14 protein-coding genes are annotated in these 15,226 nt (G+C 43.9%); 13 read left to right on the forward strand and 1 reads right to left on the reverse strand.

Features of this window, described 5'->3' with window-relative positions; translation table 11 throughout:
- The first annotated feature begins 16 nt into the window (after window positions 1–16).
- The 13 genes from OL444_RS09520 (at window position 17) to OL444_RS09580 (ending at window position 13,907) form a co-directional block, all read left to right on the forward strand.
- A complete protein-coding gene (locus OL444_RS09520) occupies window positions 17–1,051 on the forward strand; it encodes a DNA topoisomerase IB (RefSeq protein ID WP_264733449.1) in 1,035 nt (344 codons plus the stop codon).
- Window positions 1,052–1,221: 170 nt separating this feature from the next.
- Window positions 1,222–1,827, forward strand: coding sequence for an RNA polymerase sigma factor (locus tag OL444_RS09525; RefSeq protein WP_264733448.1), 606 nt, complete (start codon window positions 1,222–1,224; stop codon window positions 1,825–1,827).
- Between the two features lie 104 nt (window positions 1,828–1,931).
- Window positions 1,932–3,119 (forward strand): FecR family protein, encoded by a 1,188-nt coding sequence (locus tag OL444_RS09530; protein ID WP_264733447.1) that lies wholly within the window; start codon window positions 1,932–1,934, stop codon window positions 3,117–3,119.
- 252 nt (window positions 3,120–3,371) lie between these two features.
- On the forward strand, window positions 3,372–6,710 hold the full coding sequence (locus tag OL444_RS09535; protein WP_264733446.1) for a TonB-dependent receptor: 3,339 nt from the start codon (window positions 3,372–3,374) through the stop codon (window positions 6,708–6,710).
- 25 nt (window positions 6,711–6,735) lie between these two features.
- Window positions 6,736–8,112 (forward strand): RagB/SusD family nutrient uptake outer membrane protein, encoded by a 1,377-nt coding sequence (locus tag OL444_RS09540; protein WP_264733445.1) that lies wholly within the window; start codon window positions 6,736–6,738, stop codon window positions 8,110–8,112.
- A 34-nt stretch (window positions 8,113–8,146) separates the two neighbouring features.
- Window positions 8,147–9,289 (forward strand): TlpA disulfide reductase family protein, encoded by a 1,143-nt coding sequence (locus OL444_RS09545; RefSeq protein ID WP_264733444.1) that lies wholly within the window; start codon window positions 8,147–8,149, stop codon window positions 9,287–9,289.
- 465 nt (window positions 9,290–9,754) lie between these two features.
- A complete protein-coding gene (locus tag OL444_RS09550) occupies window positions 9,755–10,150 on the forward strand; it encodes a hypothetical protein (protein WP_264752017.1) in 396 nt (131 codons plus the stop codon).
- Between the two features lie 151 nt (window positions 10,151–10,301).
- Window positions 10,302–10,724: a hypothetical protein gene (locus tag OL444_RS09555; protein WP_264733442.1), complete on the forward strand. Its 423-nt coding sequence runs from the start codon at window positions 10,302–10,304 to the stop codon at window positions 10,722–10,724.
- 175 nt (window positions 10,725–10,899) lie between these two features.
- Window positions 10,900–11,199 carry a YrhB domain-containing protein gene (locus tag OL444_RS09560; protein ID WP_264733441.1) on the forward strand — a complete coding sequence of 100 codons (300 nt, stop codon included), beginning with the start codon at window positions 10,900–10,902 and terminating at the stop codon, window positions 11,197–11,199.
- 16 nt (window positions 11,200–11,215) lie between these two features.
- Entirely contained in the window at window positions 11,216–11,569 is a 354-nt protein-coding gene (locus tag OL444_RS09565; protein WP_264733440.1) for a DUF2185 domain-containing protein, read from the forward strand.
- 358 nt (window positions 11,570–11,927) lie between these two features.
- Entirely contained in the window at window positions 11,928–12,389 is a 462-nt protein-coding gene (locus OL444_RS09570) for a hypothetical protein (RefSeq protein WP_264733439.1), read from the forward strand.
- A gap of 608 nt (window positions 12,390–12,997) precedes the next feature.
- Window positions 12,998–13,561, forward strand: coding sequence for a hypothetical protein (locus OL444_RS09575; protein WP_264733438.1), 564 nt, complete (start codon window positions 12,998–13,000; stop codon window positions 13,559–13,561).
- Between the two features lie 55 nt (window positions 13,562–13,616).
- On the forward strand, window positions 13,617–13,907 hold the full coding sequence (locus OL444_RS09580) for a DUF6881 domain-containing protein (RefSeq protein WP_264733437.1): 291 nt from the start codon (window positions 13,617–13,619) through the stop codon (window positions 13,905–13,907).
- Window positions 13,908–13,960: 53 nt separating this feature from the next.
- Here the strand turns inward: OL444_RS09580 and OL444_RS09585 are convergent, their stop codons facing one another.
- Window positions 13,961–15,208 carry a DUF4374 domain-containing protein gene (locus OL444_RS09585; protein WP_264733436.1) on the reverse strand — a complete coding sequence of 416 codons (1,248 nt, stop codon included), beginning with the start codon at window positions 15,206–15,208 and terminating at the stop codon, window positions 13,961–13,963.
- Window positions 15,209–15,226: the final 18 nt, after the last annotated feature.

Genomic DNA, 15,226 nt, shown 5'->3' on the forward strand with positions numbered 1-15,226 from the left:
AAAAAATACAAAAGGTATGCTTGCACTTTCTATTCAACAAGTCATCAAAAAAAATGACCTGAAGTATGTCATCAACCAGACGAAAGGGATCTACCGGCAGCGGAAAGGGAAAAAGTTTATTTACATAGATCATGAAGGCCACGCGGTTACTGCTAAAGAAACACTGGACCGGATCACCAGATTGGTACTTCCTCCTGCCTGGGAGCAGGTATGGATATGTCCTTTTGAAAACGGGCATCTGCAGGCAATCGGTTATGATGTAAAGGGACGTAAACAATATCGCTATCATGCGGAGTGGTCCCGGATCAGAAACGAACAGAAATATGAACGGCTCTACGATTTCGGGAAAAAGTTGCCTGCATTGAGGATGGAAATACAGAAAAGCCTCCGGACCAGGCAGCTGACAAAAGATAAAGTAGCGGCTATTGCTTTGAGTATTATCGACAATACAGGTATCAGAATAGGCAATACCAGCTATGAACGGGAGAATGGTTCCTATGGGTTAACGACTTTAAAAAACAGGCATGCGCAGATAAATGGTAACATTACCTTTTTTCGCTTCAAGGGTAAAAAAGGGGTACAGCAGCTGGTACCACTAAGAAACTCTGCCCTGACGCATTATCTCAAACAAGTGAAAGAAATACCCGGGCAGGAGCTCTTTCAGTATTATGATGAAACGGGAGCTGTCCATAGCCTGGATTCCGGCGACCTGAATGACTATCTGAAAAGAAACATGCACGAAGACTTTACCTGTAAAGATATGCGTACGTGGACCGGTAGTGTAACAGCGGTTCAGCTGATGGCGGAGATGATGAGTAATGGTATGCCTACCACACAAAGAAAAAGCCTGTTGGATATTATCGATGGCGTAGCGCAGAAATTGGGCAACACCAGGGCAGTATGCAGAAAGTATTATATACATCCCGCTTTGTTGACCGCCTATGAAGAACAAACAACGGCCACCTTGCTGAAAGCACTGATCAAAAACAAAACGGTGGCAACAGCGGCTATTGAAAAAGCGCTATTGTCTTTCTTAAAAAGACAGCTGTAGTCCATTACGGCCCTACTACTTAAAGCAATCCGGTACCCACATATAGCAGCCATCTCCTCCTGTTAAAGTAGCCCGATTCCGTAAAACGTACTAGATACTTCCAGCATATTCTCTATTTTTACATTTCCTTTCGGGAGCAAGACTTTTTTCGAAACAAACCAACCAGCTGAATGAATATTCCAGGAGAGCACAACGAGGCGGCATTATTGGCGCTGGCGGCCGATGGAGATGAAGCTGCTTTTACGGAGCTTTTTATGCGCTACCATCAGAAGCTGTACGGTTTTATGTTGCGGTTGAACGGTTCTCCGGATACCGCTGAGGATACCGTCCAGGATGTTTTCTTAAAACTATGGAAAGAGAGAGACAAACTATCGGGTATCCACCATTTCAGCAGCTATCTTTTTCGCATGGCGCAAAACCATGCTATCAATGCTTTTCGGAAGATGGCCCGGGCCACGTTGCTGCCGGTAGACGAAACGCTGCATCCGCCGGTTGCTCCCGCTGCACTTGAACAGGTGGAGTTCAAAGCGCTGCGTGAACGGGTACAAGAGATTGTAACCGCTCTTCCGCCACAGCAACAACAGGTTTACCTGCTCAACCGGGAAAAAGGACTAAAACATGAAGAGATTGCCCGGCTGCTGCAGATCTCACCTTCCACCGTCAATAAACATCTCGTACAAGCCTTGCGTACCATCAGAACCAGGTTGGGGGATCATACCGACTTATTACCGGTTTTCTATCTGTTGCTGTTATACACCGGATCTTATTCCAGCTGAAAGTTTTTTTTCAGCACCACTAGACATACTGCTCCATTTTATTGTCTTAGTAGATAGACAGTGCATTTCAGTGGGATTGTCATTCATTTACTAAACCTGTTTCCATGTCCGAAGGGAGAATACAATACCTGACGGCAAGATTTTTTCAGCAGCAATGTACGCCTGCTGAGAGGGAAGAACTTGCCCGTTGGATAGCGCTATCCGCCGATGATGCTGCCTTGCAGCAGGTGCTGGAGCGCGCCTGGGCTACCTATGAACCGGCGGTCCAGCTGTCTCACGACGTCTCCTCCCGGATGTTGGAAAACATCTTTCGTAAAGATGAGGCCACAGAAAAGGTGGCCGTTGTACGGCCGTTCCGGCGCGTATGGCGTTATGTGGCTGCCGCCATGCTGGCAGGTATGCTCCTGCTAAGCGGCTATTGGTTGCTACAGCAGCACCAGCCCGTGAAGCCCGGAGTACCGGCGCCGCTGGCTGTGGCGAAAGTGCCTGTTCCGCCACCAGGCGGCAACAAGGCTACACTGACCATGGCCGATGGTACTGTCATCACGCTCGACAGTACGATGAATGGGATGGTCGTGCAGCAACAGCAGGTACGTATTACGAAGTCAGACAGTGGGCTGGTCGTATACCAGCAACTGGTGGCGCCGGATGCAACACCCGCCTATAATACGCTGACGGTACCCAGAGGTGGACAGTTTAAAGTCATCTTGTCCGATGGCAGCCAGGTATGGCTCAATGCGATGAGCAGCCTGCGGTATCCGGTGGTATTCAGCAAAGGAAACCGTGAAGTGGAATTGAGTGGCGAAGGATATTTTGAAGTGGTGGCCGGCGCAGCACAGCCGTTTCATGTAAAAGTAAAAGGTATGGAAGTCGTGGTGTTGGGTACCGGATTCAATGTGGCCGCCTATCCGGAAGAAACAGCCGTAACAGCTACCCTGCTGACCGGAAAAATACAGGTGATAGGTGGTGGAAAACACTTATCACTGATACCCGGCCTTCAGGCATCGTTGAATAAACAAACCAACGAATTAACCAAAACTATGGTGAACACAAATGAAACAATCGCATGGAAGAATGGCCGCTTTATTTTTAATGGCGTACCTATCAAAGAAATCATGCGGCAATTGTGCCGCTGGTATGACATGGACGTAACCTATGCCGGCGTGAGTGATGAGCGTTTCTACGCGGAAATCCCCCGCTTTGCCAACGCAGCGGAAGCATTCAGCATTCTGGAACTGACGGGAAAGATACACTTCCGGCTCAACGGCCGCCACGCAACAGTATATCCCTGACCGTGAGGCATCCGATGTATAAATAACGACGATAACAAATCAACCATTTATTATACCATCCTGTAAAAAAAATCCTGCTCACGGCTAATGAGCAGGATGGGTACCAGGTGCGGCTAACACCTGGACATACAGGCGATCTTAATGTCAGCTGATGACGATTTATTAATCACCAAAATCAAATGTATGATTTTAACCGCTTGGAGTCAAGCCGGACATGATTTCCGTTTTACATCAACCAAATTAAAGAGGATCATGAAGTTATCCGCCATTTTGATGCTGGCGGCCTGTCTTCAACTCAGTGCCAAAAGCTATTCACAGCGATTGCAGCTTTCCCTGCATGAAGTATCATTAAGCAAAGTATTTACGGTACTACAGCAACAATCCGATTACAGCTTCGTATATACGGAGTCGCAGTTGCGGAAAGCCGGAAAAATTACGTTGCAACTAAAAAACAGTACGCTCCAGGAGGCGCTGGACAGCTGTTTGGCTAATCAGCCGCTGACCTACACGATCCGGGAGAATATGGTCATCATCCAGGACCGGCCGGAAGTAGTAGCGCCACCTATCGCTGTATCCGGCGTTGTGGTGGATGAATCCGGACAGCCGCTACCTGGTGTATCTGTTGGGATAAAAGGCAGCCGCACGGGAGGTATTACCAATGCCAGCGGTACGTTCGCGTTGTCTGATGTACCGCCGGATGCGGTGCTCGTCTTTTCATTTATCGGGTACCAAACGCAGGAGATCCCGCTCAACGGGCGCCCGCTGATCAAACTGGTACTCAAAACAGCGCCACAGGCCCTCGATGAAAAGGTAGTCATTGGCTATGGTAATGCCCGCAGAAGAGACCTGACGGGTTCCATCGCCAAGGTAGCTTCGCTGCGGCCGGAACAAAACATGTCATCCAACACCATCAATGGCTTACAGGGCCGTGTAGCCGGATTGTTTGTAAAACAAGACAACTCCGCTCCCGGCGCCCTCCCGATATTTACTATCCGGGGCGTACAAACCCTGCAAGTGAACGATGGGGGTACCGGCGCGAATCCGTTGATCGTAGTAGACGGCCTCGTAATAGATGCCAACCCTTCCGGCGCCAATGCCAATTACAGCCTGGGCAATCTCAACCCGCAGGATATAGAATCGATGGAAGTGCTCAAAGATGCTGCTTCCTGTGCGATGTACGGCGCCCGTGGCGCGCAGGGGGTTATACTCATCACCACCCGCAAGGGCAACTTCAATAGCCGGCCACGGGTAAGCCTAAACGCTTATTGGGGTATCACAAAAACAAACTTCGACTACAAGCCGCTTAACACCAGCGAATACGGAATGATATTCCGGGAAGCCAGGGATAACCGGATCAGCGATATCGACCAACGGCTGGCAGCAGGTGGTCTTACACCTGCACAGGTCAACAGCCTGAATAATGAAAAAAGACTCCTGAACGCGCAGATCAACAACCTGCAAATGGGGAGTGCAGATAATAACTGGATCAAAAAAATTATGCCTGCACAGGCGCTTACCCGGAATATACAATCAAGCCTGTCCGGAGGTGGCGACAAGACGAGTTATTACCTCTCTTTTGGCCAGTATTCAGAAGATAATTCCCTGGGCACCGGTAATTTCACCCGTTACTCCGGAAAACTGGCCGTTACACAGAAAGTATATGATTGGTTCAAGGCAGGAGCAGACATCAATATCTCCAATACCCGGAGCCGCGACATCTACTCCGACCTTTCCGGTGCGCTGGCAGTAAGACCAGACACCCCCGATTCCATCACGCACAATGAAGATGGTACCTATGGCTATTCGTTCGGCAGACAGGAACATCCTTATGCCCGGCTGAAAGGTTATAACAGGAATATCCGTACCTGGAACTATGTGGGCAATTTCTTTGGTGAAATTACCCTGCCCAAAAACTTCTCCTTCCGCACCATGTTAGCTGCTTCTAAAAGTAGCGTGCTGACAGAATCATTCGATAATCCCCTTAGCTATGAAGGCCAGTCTACAAAGGGGAAATTTTTTAATGACGATAATAAAGGCCTTCGTTATACCTGGAACAACGTATTGAGCTACCGTTACCAAACCGGTAAGTGGCGCGGTGATGCGGTACTCGGTCAGGAATATACAGACAATGCCTATCAAATCAGTGGCTTCGCCTTACAGGGGTTCCCGATGAGTGAAAGTCTCTGGGCCCCTGGTAATGCCTCCGGTTACGACAACTCCGTTGCTTCCAAAAACCGGAGGTACCGTGATGTTTCCCAGTCCTTCTTCTTCCGCAGTAATGTCAGCTGGGATAATAAATACCTGCTCAGCATTTCTCTCCGGCGGGATGGATCTTCCAAGCTGAAAGATTATCGTTATGCCTGGTTCCCGGCTGTTTCCGGTGGTTGGGTGATCAGCAGTGAGTCATTCATGCAGCAACAAAAGTGGATCAGCTACCTGAAAGTAAGGGCCAGCTACGGTCTTACCGGTAATATACGCCCGCTGGGTCAGGACGATGTGAGCAGTCTTATCAATACAACGACCTATCTCACCGCGCCTGCCCTGCAACTGAGTAACCGCCTGGGTAACCCCGGTCTTAAATGGGAACGTACCCACCAGCAGGACATTGGATTGGAAGCCCGTCTCTTTAATGACCGGTTAAGTGCAACTATAGAATATTACAACAAAAAAACAGATGGTTTACTTTCCGCTGCTAATATTCCCTGGTCCAGTGGCGGATACATTACACAACGTGTCAACCTGGGTGCCATGGAAAACCGTGGTGTAGATATTGCCATCAACTATAGCAATACCGCGCAACGTACCGACGGCTTCAAATGGACCATTGGTACGGTGGTTAACATCAACCGGAACCGCGTGACCCAATTGCGTGACAGCATTGTCTCCTATGGTGCTTATTACCCGGCAGGTCCAATTGGTTACGCCGTAACCGGCCAGCCTGTAGGACTGCTGAAAATATATCAGGCAAATGGAATAGACAATCAGACCGGTGATGTGATATATGAAGATGTCAACAAAGATGGTATCATAAATGAAAAAGATATGCGCTATGTGCAGGTAGCCCAGCCTAAATGGAACGGTGGTTTTAACCTGGACCTCTCCTGGAAAGGCTTCACAGCTTCTGCACAGTTTATATTTACAGTAGGTAACAAAGTATATAACCTGAGCGACCAGTTTGCCCGCTTCTATGGATTGGATAACAGTACCGGTGTCATGGAGAATATGCCTGACTGGGTATTGGAACGTTGGACTAAACCTGGTGATAACAGCCACTACCCACGCGTTGTAACAGGCGCTCATGGCGCTGGGCAGACCACCGACTGGAACAACCGGCCTTCCACACTCTATCTCTTTGACGGGTCTTTCCTGCGGTTTAAAAATCTGACGGTAGGATATGATTTTGCAGGCCGTGTGGTCAAAAGTAAAGCATTCGAACAGTTACGGCTATACGCTGCTGTGCAAAACATATTTCTCATTAAAGACAGAGGGTTGAAATCAGGTGATCCTGAGCAGGCACTCGAATCGGGTATGCAGCTGTCTGTAGTGCCTATGCCACGTACCGCCTCCATCGGCATCGATGTCAGATTCTGATTACATATCCTAAATAGTATTCAACATGTTTACATATAAAAATACCATATTAGCACTCGTTACCGCAGTCTCACTGGCGGCATGCACCGGCAAACTGGACGAACCGAAACCGGATACCTCTATTAATTTGCAAAATATACAACCCGGCGACCTGCCGCTGTTGCTCAATGGTGCTTATAAACTGGATGGCATTTATTATCAGCCCTATGCTGTCTGGGATATTTATAGTGATGATATCGTTTCCATACAGGGAGGTACGCCAACGCAATACAATCCGCAAGCGTATGATGCCTGCAATCCCAATACAGAAGATGGATTTGGTAATGCCCGTAACTATGCAAGTGCCTATAAAGCCATCGGTAATGCCAACTTCATTATCAATTACATCAACAGCAAACAGCTGACCAACATGTCGTCGGTGTTGGGAGAAGCCCTCTGTATCCGGGCGTACAATTACCTCCGCCTGGCAGAATCCTACGGTGGTGTCATCCTTACGCTGCAGACAGAAACGGATATCAATCAACTCCGGCGGGATAAGAATAGCGAAGCAGAAGTACGGGCAACAGCCATCGCTGATCTGACGGCAGCCCTTCCGCTGTTGGGCGATTTCAACTCACCGGATGCGGCCTGTAAACAAACAGCCCAGCTACTGCTGGCCCGCACCTACCTGCAACAGCAGAAAAACCGGGAAGCCGGCGAACTCGCCCTGCAGGTGATCAACTCCGGTAAATTCACCCTTAGCAACAGCGATTACGGAGATATCTACCGTTTTAACACCAACTCCCGGGAAATGATGTGGCGGGGAGTGGAGGGTCCACTCAGTTATAACTACGACCGTTATGGCTTGTTTACCTTCTACAGTCCCGGTGCGCCATTCAGAGGCAACAGCCCCGGGCTGACCTGGGTCAGCGATGAACTGGCAGCTTTGTACGAACCTGCCGACATCCGCAAACAGTTGTTACATCCGCAGCAAAATGATGCGATCGGTAAACGGGTGAACTACCTCCTGAAATATTCCGTCGATACGTTGCAGGCAGCTTCTGCCAACTTCGCCGTCTATCCTTATCTCCGCTACAGCGAAGCATTGCTGATTGCTGCCGAAGCCAGCGCCAGACAAGGAACCGTGGATGTTACCTATTATAATCAACTGAGAACTGCCCGTAAAGCAGGTACTAAAAATAATGGTGATTTTGCCAGCCCCGCTGCTTTCCTGAAAGAACTGGAAAACGAACGTAGACGGGAGTTTGTGGGAGAAGGTCGCCGTTGGCAGGACATGCGTCGCTTTGGTACCGCCTTGCCTTATCTCTCTTCACTGGGTAGGAATGAAACCAGGTTATACCTGCCTTTCAGTTCTACAGAAATGGCGAGAAATCCGAAACTGACACAGAACAAAGGCTATTAATGTGGCCATTATCAACCATAAAAAAATATACACGATGCGCACTCATCTCATTCAACGGGCTGCTTTACTGGCCCTGTTACTAGCCGGTGGACTGCAAACAGCCATCGCCCAACAGTCCTTTACCATCAAAGGTAAAATCAGCGGTGCCACAACCGGTAAGCTGATGCTTAGCTACCGCCAGGGTGATGACAATGTGGAAGACTCGGTATTACTCACTAACGGCAGCTTCACGTTGAAAGGCAAAGCTGGTGAGCCAACAAGGGCATCCCTCCAACTGAAACCGCTGCAGGAAGAAGAAGGCCCGATGACCTATGAGCGTTACATGAAGCGCGATATACAGGACTTCTACCTCGAAAGCGGCAACATCGTATTATCCGGTAAGAACGTCAAAACGGCTGTTATCACCGGCGGAGCCACGCAGAAAGAATATACAGCGCTGCAACACCAGCTGAAAAAAGTCACGGCACCGGAAAAGGAGATTGAAACCGCCTATACAAAATATTATGCGACCAAAGATACCGCCGGTATGAAACGGATGGAGGAAAGGGTCAGGGAACTTAGAAATACCCGCAAGGAAATAGAAAACGATTTTATTAAAAAATACCCGGACTCTTATGTAGCGCTGGATCTGGTGAGGTATAGAAGTGGCGCCATGAATCTACCTGAAATTGAGCCGTTGCTCGGTCAGCTGAGCGCCCGCATGCGTAGTTCGGCCAGCGGCCAGAAACTCGCGGACCGGATCGCACTCGCCAAAAAACTCAGTGTCGGCAATGATGCCATCGAGTTCACACAACGGGATACCGCAGATCATCCGGTAAGCCTGTCTTCCCTGCGGGGGAAATATGTATTGCTCGACTTCTGGGCAAGCTGGTGTGGCCCTTGCCGGGCGGAAAACCCCAATGTAAAAAAGGCATACGATGCCTTTAAGGATAAAAATTTTGTTATCCTGGCCGTATCCCTGGATGATAAGCGGGACAACTGGCTCAAGGCTATCCACGACGACAACATGCCATGGATTCATGTCAGTGACCTGAGAGGATGGAAAAACGAAGTGGCACGACAGTATGGTGTCAACGCCATACCGCAAAACCTGTTGCTCTCTCCTGAAGGAAAGATTATCGCAAAAAATCTGCGCGGGGAAGCATTGGCTAAAACCCTGGAAACAACATTGAAATAACTACTACAGCCCGGCCTCCTTGCTATTTAATAAGTGGAGGCCGGGTTCCTCTGCTGCGCGCTTGCGCTTAGTGTCTCACATCCCCTCTCTAACGATATACTTACACCCCACAGCAAGTTGGATGAAAGGCCGAGGTTTCAACTTATCAAGACTTTAGGGAAACCGGTAATAGCAAATAATATTTAACACAAACAGATAAGGCGGTATAGAAAATAGTTAGCTTGCAAAGGAAAGCTACTAATGAACTATTGAACGCAGGAGTAAATTAATGAAAGCTGTAACGTTTTTGTTAGGGATATTTTTTGTGTCGATACTTAAAGGGCAATCGATATGTGATATCGCGAAAAGACCTAAATTATATTATACTGTTTTGAAGTCAAACAGTTCGCGGCACTTGTTAAAAAATGCGAATGAAACTTGTGTCTTGAAGGTCTTAGACTCATAAAGTGTATGCAAATTAATGGTATGTACAATTTTTTGATTAAAGATCAATTTAGCGACGAACGAATATTGGAATGCCTTAAGGCATTTTTTATAGGTCAGAATATTTCAATAGCTTCTTTCGACCATGATATGGATCAACCAGAGGATTTATTATTCGAAAGTATACTAATGAGAGGCGATTTTTGTATACAGTTATGGCTTTATGCCAAATTGAATGCGAATGTAATATACAGACCTAAGGAAATGGCAAGTCATATTTGTTGCTTCTTGAAAACAGAGATATTAATAAGTGAGAAGTCCATAAATCCTTTTGAATGGATTTTGATTACAGCTAATGGTGATGAACGGATTGTTTATCAGAAAATAGAGGATAATGATGAAGATGTTTTCTTACTAGATAACAAGGGTAGAAGGTGATATGCCCGATAAGATATTATTGTATAGTATTTGAGCGGAAAAAATTGGATCCTTTTGTAAGGATGCGATAGATACTCCGAGTAATAAAAAGTCATTTGAGTAAAATAGATATAAAAGTTGAAGCTATTTTATATAAATAAAAAGTAGTGAGATGATTGATAATAAGATTGTTTATTCAGGAAAAGGAGGTGTTTACATATATGTAAATGAGAATGGTGAGTTTTTTTTACAAAAAGAAAATTATCTCGAAAATATTAGGTTTAAGACATCATTATTACGTTTGTTAACACAATTTGAACTTTCGGTAGATTCGATCCATGAAGGAATAGTGAGTGAGGATTATAGCATAGAGCATATTTTTCCTTTTGATGATTTAATGTTTTTTTTGATTCAAGATATGAAATCTTCATATTGGCTTAATCTGGTGTGTGTTTTTCTATTAAATGACCAAGTGAAGTTTAAATTAAATGTGGATACACTAAGCCGATTAAAGACTAAAGAATTTATATATTGGTTACCGCAAAAAGAAACTCATCTTATGTGGAAGTTGATGAGTAAGATGTCGAGATTATAATTGTTATTTAACCCGTACTCCGAATTTAGAGGTTGGAATTATGCAAAGACAGGTGTTTTGAAGTTTGATTCATATGAGGAGTTTACTAAGTAGATGTAATAAGATGTATCAATATGTATCAATATGTTGATTAATTATGTCTATATAGCAGTACATAATAATTAAATATTAATTTATGTTGTTAGAAAGGGATGCTAAAAAAATTATAGAGGCAAAGCTTAAATTGCAGGAGTCAAAAGAAATTGAAGAAATAGTTGTGGTAGATGAATATACGATAGAAAGAGCTACCTATTTTGTGTTTTTTTATAATTCAAAAAAATATGTAGAAACTGGTGATTATTCTTGGCTTTTACTTGGTAATACTCCTTTTATAATTAGCAAAATAACATGCGATATTTATTGTACAGGCACCGCTGAAACGATTGAATATTATATGGATTTGTTTGAAAAAGGGGAGCTGGAAATCTATCAATAAATGTTAGATGTGAAATATGAAAATAAAGAGTGAAGATATGAGTAATGAAATCCAATTTTCTATAGATGAAATAGTTCATTTAGTACCTGTTGAAATGGGAGGTGGAATTATTACAAATAAAGTGTCCATTGATGGCATGCTAATAAAGTACCTGTATCGGGAGACGCCATCAAATGAATATGATAGTGGGTGGAGGTTTTTTGCAGGAAATGAAACCTCAGAATATCTGAATGATGCAAATAATTGTAAAGCTTATCATTTGAATACTATTGCAAACATAGATCCGACAATAATACCATATTTGAATATGCCAATTGGAACAGAGCTGGAGAGAGTGCCTGATTCAAGGGAGTTTAGAGAAGTGTTATAATTGTACTACACTTAAGAAAAAGAGAATGATTCAACAACTTAGTATTTTTATTAGAAAGTGGGGGAATGTAATCGGAATCTTTTGTGGTCTGTCTTTGATAGTAGTATCAGCCTTGTTACAATTAAAAGGTATTGAATACTATGAATATTATGATCTGAGAAAATTTCATTCGGTAGTTAAAATACCTGTTTCTTTCAATTATTTCATTGGACTCTTAATTGTTGTTTTTAGCTTGAAAAGAAGATGGTTTTCTCGTCGCTGAAAAATGACGGAAGATGTCATTGTGTGAGGTTATGTGCATGGTTAAGATGGTGAAATCGTTCAGTATACTTGTTCCAAAAAGATATAAACTTAAATAATGAGATTGGATATTGTTATTAAAGAAATAACTGAAAGCGATTTTAATACTTCATCTAAACCATTATTATTTAAATCGGGATATTTAGATAGAAGGTTTGCTTTAGTGGGTAATAATGCAGTCTTTAGTTTTCTGATTGGTTGGCAAAGCGATTTACTTAGTCCCAGGGTTTTTACAATAACTCATTGTGATATGGCGATAGGTATAGATTTGAGTTTTGCTATTGTAGATTTTTGTGAGAATAAGGTATTAATGAAATTAGAACTACCTTTTAATTTTATTGATTTAATACAAATAGGAAATAAATTAGTTATAGTGACTGAATTGGAAATAATAGAGGTGGAAGAATATAGCGTAGTTAATAATTATTTCTTGTCAGATGTGTATGAAGAATTGTCTGTTGTGAATGGGGTTATGAATGTGAAGTGTGTAAATGGTGATATGTTAGAATGGAAATTTTGAAACGAGTAGGAATAATATATAGCATACAATTAACTAAAAATGACGAAGGTTTCATCCAATAATAATGTGCATAGCTGGTTTGGGGCAATAATAAGTTCTTTTTTCTCCTTTCTAAGTATTCTCTATTTATTTGGCAGTAAACATACTTTCCTGGATATATCGATACCTGTAATAGTGATCCTGTTGAATAGCTATTATAGTTGGAACCTGATGTTTAACGATTTTGGTTTGTATGCTGATAGGTCTTCCGGACAATTTTTCTTACAGCGAAGGAAAATGGTTTTTACATTCAATGCAGATGATATTGATCTGATACACTTGAAAGATTTGGGTATGATCAGATCCAATATATATCAGTTTTACAGTTTGAATATTGGGAAACAATATTTTAGAATCCGATATTATGCTGCAAGACCGCCTAATATCCTGGATGTTATTAATGTGGAGAAGAGAAGAGGATTGCTGGAAAATGAGGTTAAGAACAAGTTGCGTCAGGAAATAGGATAATGATAGAGGATAGGCCCGTTTTTTCTATAAACAACTCAGCCCCATTGATAGGCATGTACTGGTCTGCCTTATAGGAAGTTTGTAATACCGGAAGTAAGCATATGAAAAATAAGTTTATAATCATCTCAAGAGAGGTAAACACTAATTATACTGGCATAGATGCTTGCGGAGATGAATGTTCAATGGTTGCATGGGCTGATTTGGATACTTGGAATAAGGAAAATCCTACCAGATCAATAGTATTGGAAGATAATGTTTTGATTTATCAGACAGAGAATAATGCCTGTTTAAGAGCGTATTATGCCTGGTTGAAAAGAAGGGGAACCAGCAAGAATACAAAGTTGTTATATTTTGAAATAGTTGATACTACTGTGGTTGATGACTTTTCAATGGAGGCTTTCGGGTTTTTAGGATATGATTGTGTATACATTGAAAATGACTATGCGGAAAGTATTTTATTTTCGACAGTTTACAACGAGATGAAAGAAGGTACGTCTGTATTTGAATGTTCCTTAAATGAAAACGGCTTATTTCCTGATTTATCAATAGCGGGTCAATACCTATCTTACAGAGAACATTTGAATCCTGAGATCCAGAATATTGAGACTGCATATGAAGGCGTGAAATTAGATTTGGTCGCCGTTTTTTGCTTTGAAGATGAATGAGTATTTTAGATGGATATTAGATAAACAATTTACCACCCACTAAACCTCACCATCTATGATGTATATAAAAGTCCTTTGGATCCATGAGGAAGACACTGATCCGGTATGGCTCTATAGCGAGATAGATGAGAAAATGTATGAAGTACGAAAGGTGGAGGTATACGCCGATGATAGTTTTGGATTTGCCGGCGCAGGAATGGAGTTTGGAGGCACGATGCTGGGAGAGGTACCAGTGCCGGATATCGAGGAAATAGCCCAGGACCCTGCCTTTATCCCTACAGCGATTATGCAGGAAGAATTTGAGCGGGTATGGGAACAGTATACGAATTTTCTTAACAACGGATAACAAAAATGGCCGGTAGATACCGGCCATTTTTTATTACTATGGATAAGGATTGTTTATAAACGATCAGAGAGATTACCCAAACCGGTAACGGCTTTGATACCATCCAGTTCCAGTCCTCTTTTAGCACTGTTGGTAGCAGGATCAATTTCATAGATCACGCTTTTGGTGCTGCTTTCCGGTAATGCGATGTAACCTTTACCACCATGAGAGAATAATGGGAAGTCATATGCTTCGTAAGCTATTTTGGCAGAGATGCCGCTCACCCAGGTGAAAGACTTATCTACCACGTTAACGATCGCCACTTTAGCGCCTTCACTTTCAGCTTTAGCTTCATCCCGGCTTACCATCAGCAGCAGGAATTTGTTGTTGCCTACGTATTTGCCGTAGTGGATACGCATGCCTTTGGCAGCAGCTTCCACATCATAGTAGTAGGATTTATCAAATTCGTTGTTGGTGATTTTCAGGAAGGCAGAGTGGTTGTTGGCGGTAGTGGTTTCACCATTGGAGAAAGCATAGATATCGCCGTTTTCTGTCTGTCCGAGACCGGTACCGGTGTAGTAGCGGCCGATGTAAGGCATACGGTCGTCGGAGATGGTTTTAACGAAGTTCATGTCTTTATCGAACACGGATACAAACGCTACGTTTCTGTAGTCCTGTGGATCTTTATCGCCGGTGCCGCCATAGGTAGGTGCGTATACTGCGTAGATGAAGTTACCGTATTCAAAGAAGCCATAGATAAAAGCATAGTAGTTAGCCAGGCGTTTACCTTTATAGTCGATCATGATTTGGGAGAAAGCCCGGTCTTTTTCTACTTTATTGGTAGAAGTATTGATCCAGTAAGCGGTACCGGTGGTCGTCAGGGATCTGCCAATGTTATATGCCAGCAGGTACTGATTGTTTTTAAATGGCAGGAATACGTTGACGGATTTTACGGAGAAAGAGCTTACCTGGTCCAGTTTACCGTTGTTGTTCAGTTGGTATACTTCGGTGAAGCCATCGTTGCCGCGGTTGTATTTGAAGCAGAATGCTTTGTTGTTCAGGATGTGCAGGGTAGAACCGTTGGTTTCCCGACCATTGCCTTTTACGCTGATGGTGCCACTGGTGAGCTGGTCGGTGGTAAACAGGTAGGTTTTATCCTGCTCTGCTACTGCTGCCGTACCGGAAACAATGAATTTGCTGGTAGCGCCGGGGGTAGTAGGTGTTGTTGGCGTACCGGTATCATCCGACTTGCTTTTGGAGCAGGAGAAGAGAACAGCAGTAGAGAACAACGCACCGTAACAGAGTAGTTTTACTTTTTTCATATATTATATTTTGATAGT

Origin of the sequence: Chitinophaga nivalis (assembly GCF_025989125.1) — a bacterium.
Taxonomy (GTDB): Bacteria; Bacteroidota; Bacteroidia; order Chitinophagales; family Chitinophagaceae; genus Chitinophaga; species Chitinophaga nivalis.

What these genes read in the sequence shown, in the direction of transcription:
- OL444_RS09530 (WP_264733447.1), top strand. Translation starts at nt 1,932, where the DNA reads ATGTCCGAAGGGAGAATACAATACCTGACGGCAAGATTTTTTCAGCAG.
- OL444_RS09535 (WP_264733446.1), top strand. Translation starts at nt 3,372, where the DNA reads ATGAAGTTATCCGCCATTTTGATGCTGGCGGCCTGTCTTCAACTCAGT.
- OL444_RS09520 (WP_264733449.1), top strand. Translation starts at nt 17, where the DNA reads ATGCTTGCACTTTCTATTCAACAAGTCATCAAAAAAAATGACCTGAAG.
- OL444_RS09560 (WP_264733441.1), top strand. Translation starts at nt 10,900, where the DNA reads ATGTTGTTAGAAAGGGATGCTAAAAAAATTATAGAGGCAAAGCTTAAA.
- OL444_RS09545 (WP_264733444.1), top strand. Translation starts at nt 8,147, where the DNA reads ATGCGCACTCATCTCATTCAACGGGCTGCTTTACTGGCCCTGTTACTA.
- OL444_RS09575 (WP_264733438.1), top strand. Translation starts at nt 12,998, where the DNA reads ATGAAAAATAAGTTTATAATCATCTCAAGAGAGGTAAACACTAATTAT.
- OL444_RS09570 (WP_264733439.1), top strand. Translation starts at nt 11,928, where the DNA reads ATGAGATTGGATATTGTTATTAAAGAAATAACTGAAAGCGATTTTAAT.
- OL444_RS09525 (WP_264733448.1), top strand. Translation starts at nt 1,222, where the DNA reads ATGAATATTCCAGGAGAGCACAACGAGGCGGCATTATTGGCGCTGGCG.
- OL444_RS09585 (WP_264733436.1), bottom strand. Translation starts at nt 15,208, where the DNA reads ATGAAAAAAGTAAAACTACTCTGTTACGGTGCGTTGTTCTCTACTGCT.
- OL444_RS09580 (WP_264733437.1), top strand. Translation starts at nt 13,617, where the DNA reads ATGATGTATATAAAAGTCCTTTGGATCCATGAGGAAGACACTGATCCG.
- OL444_RS09550 (WP_264752017.1), top strand. Translation starts at nt 9,755, where the DNA reads ATGTACAATTTTTTGATTAAAGATCAATTTAGCGACGAACGAATATTG.
- OL444_RS09555 (WP_264733442.1), top strand. Translation starts at nt 10,302, where the DNA reads ATGATTGATAATAAGATTGTTTATTCAGGAAAAGGAGGTGTTTACATA.
- OL444_RS09540 (WP_264733445.1), top strand. Translation starts at nt 6,736, where the DNA reads ATGTTTACATATAAAAATACCATATTAGCACTCGTTACCGCAGTCTCA.
- OL444_RS09565 (WP_264733440.1), top strand. Translation starts at nt 11,216, where the DNA reads ATGAAAATAAAGAGTGAAGATATGAGTAATGAAATCCAATTTTCTATA.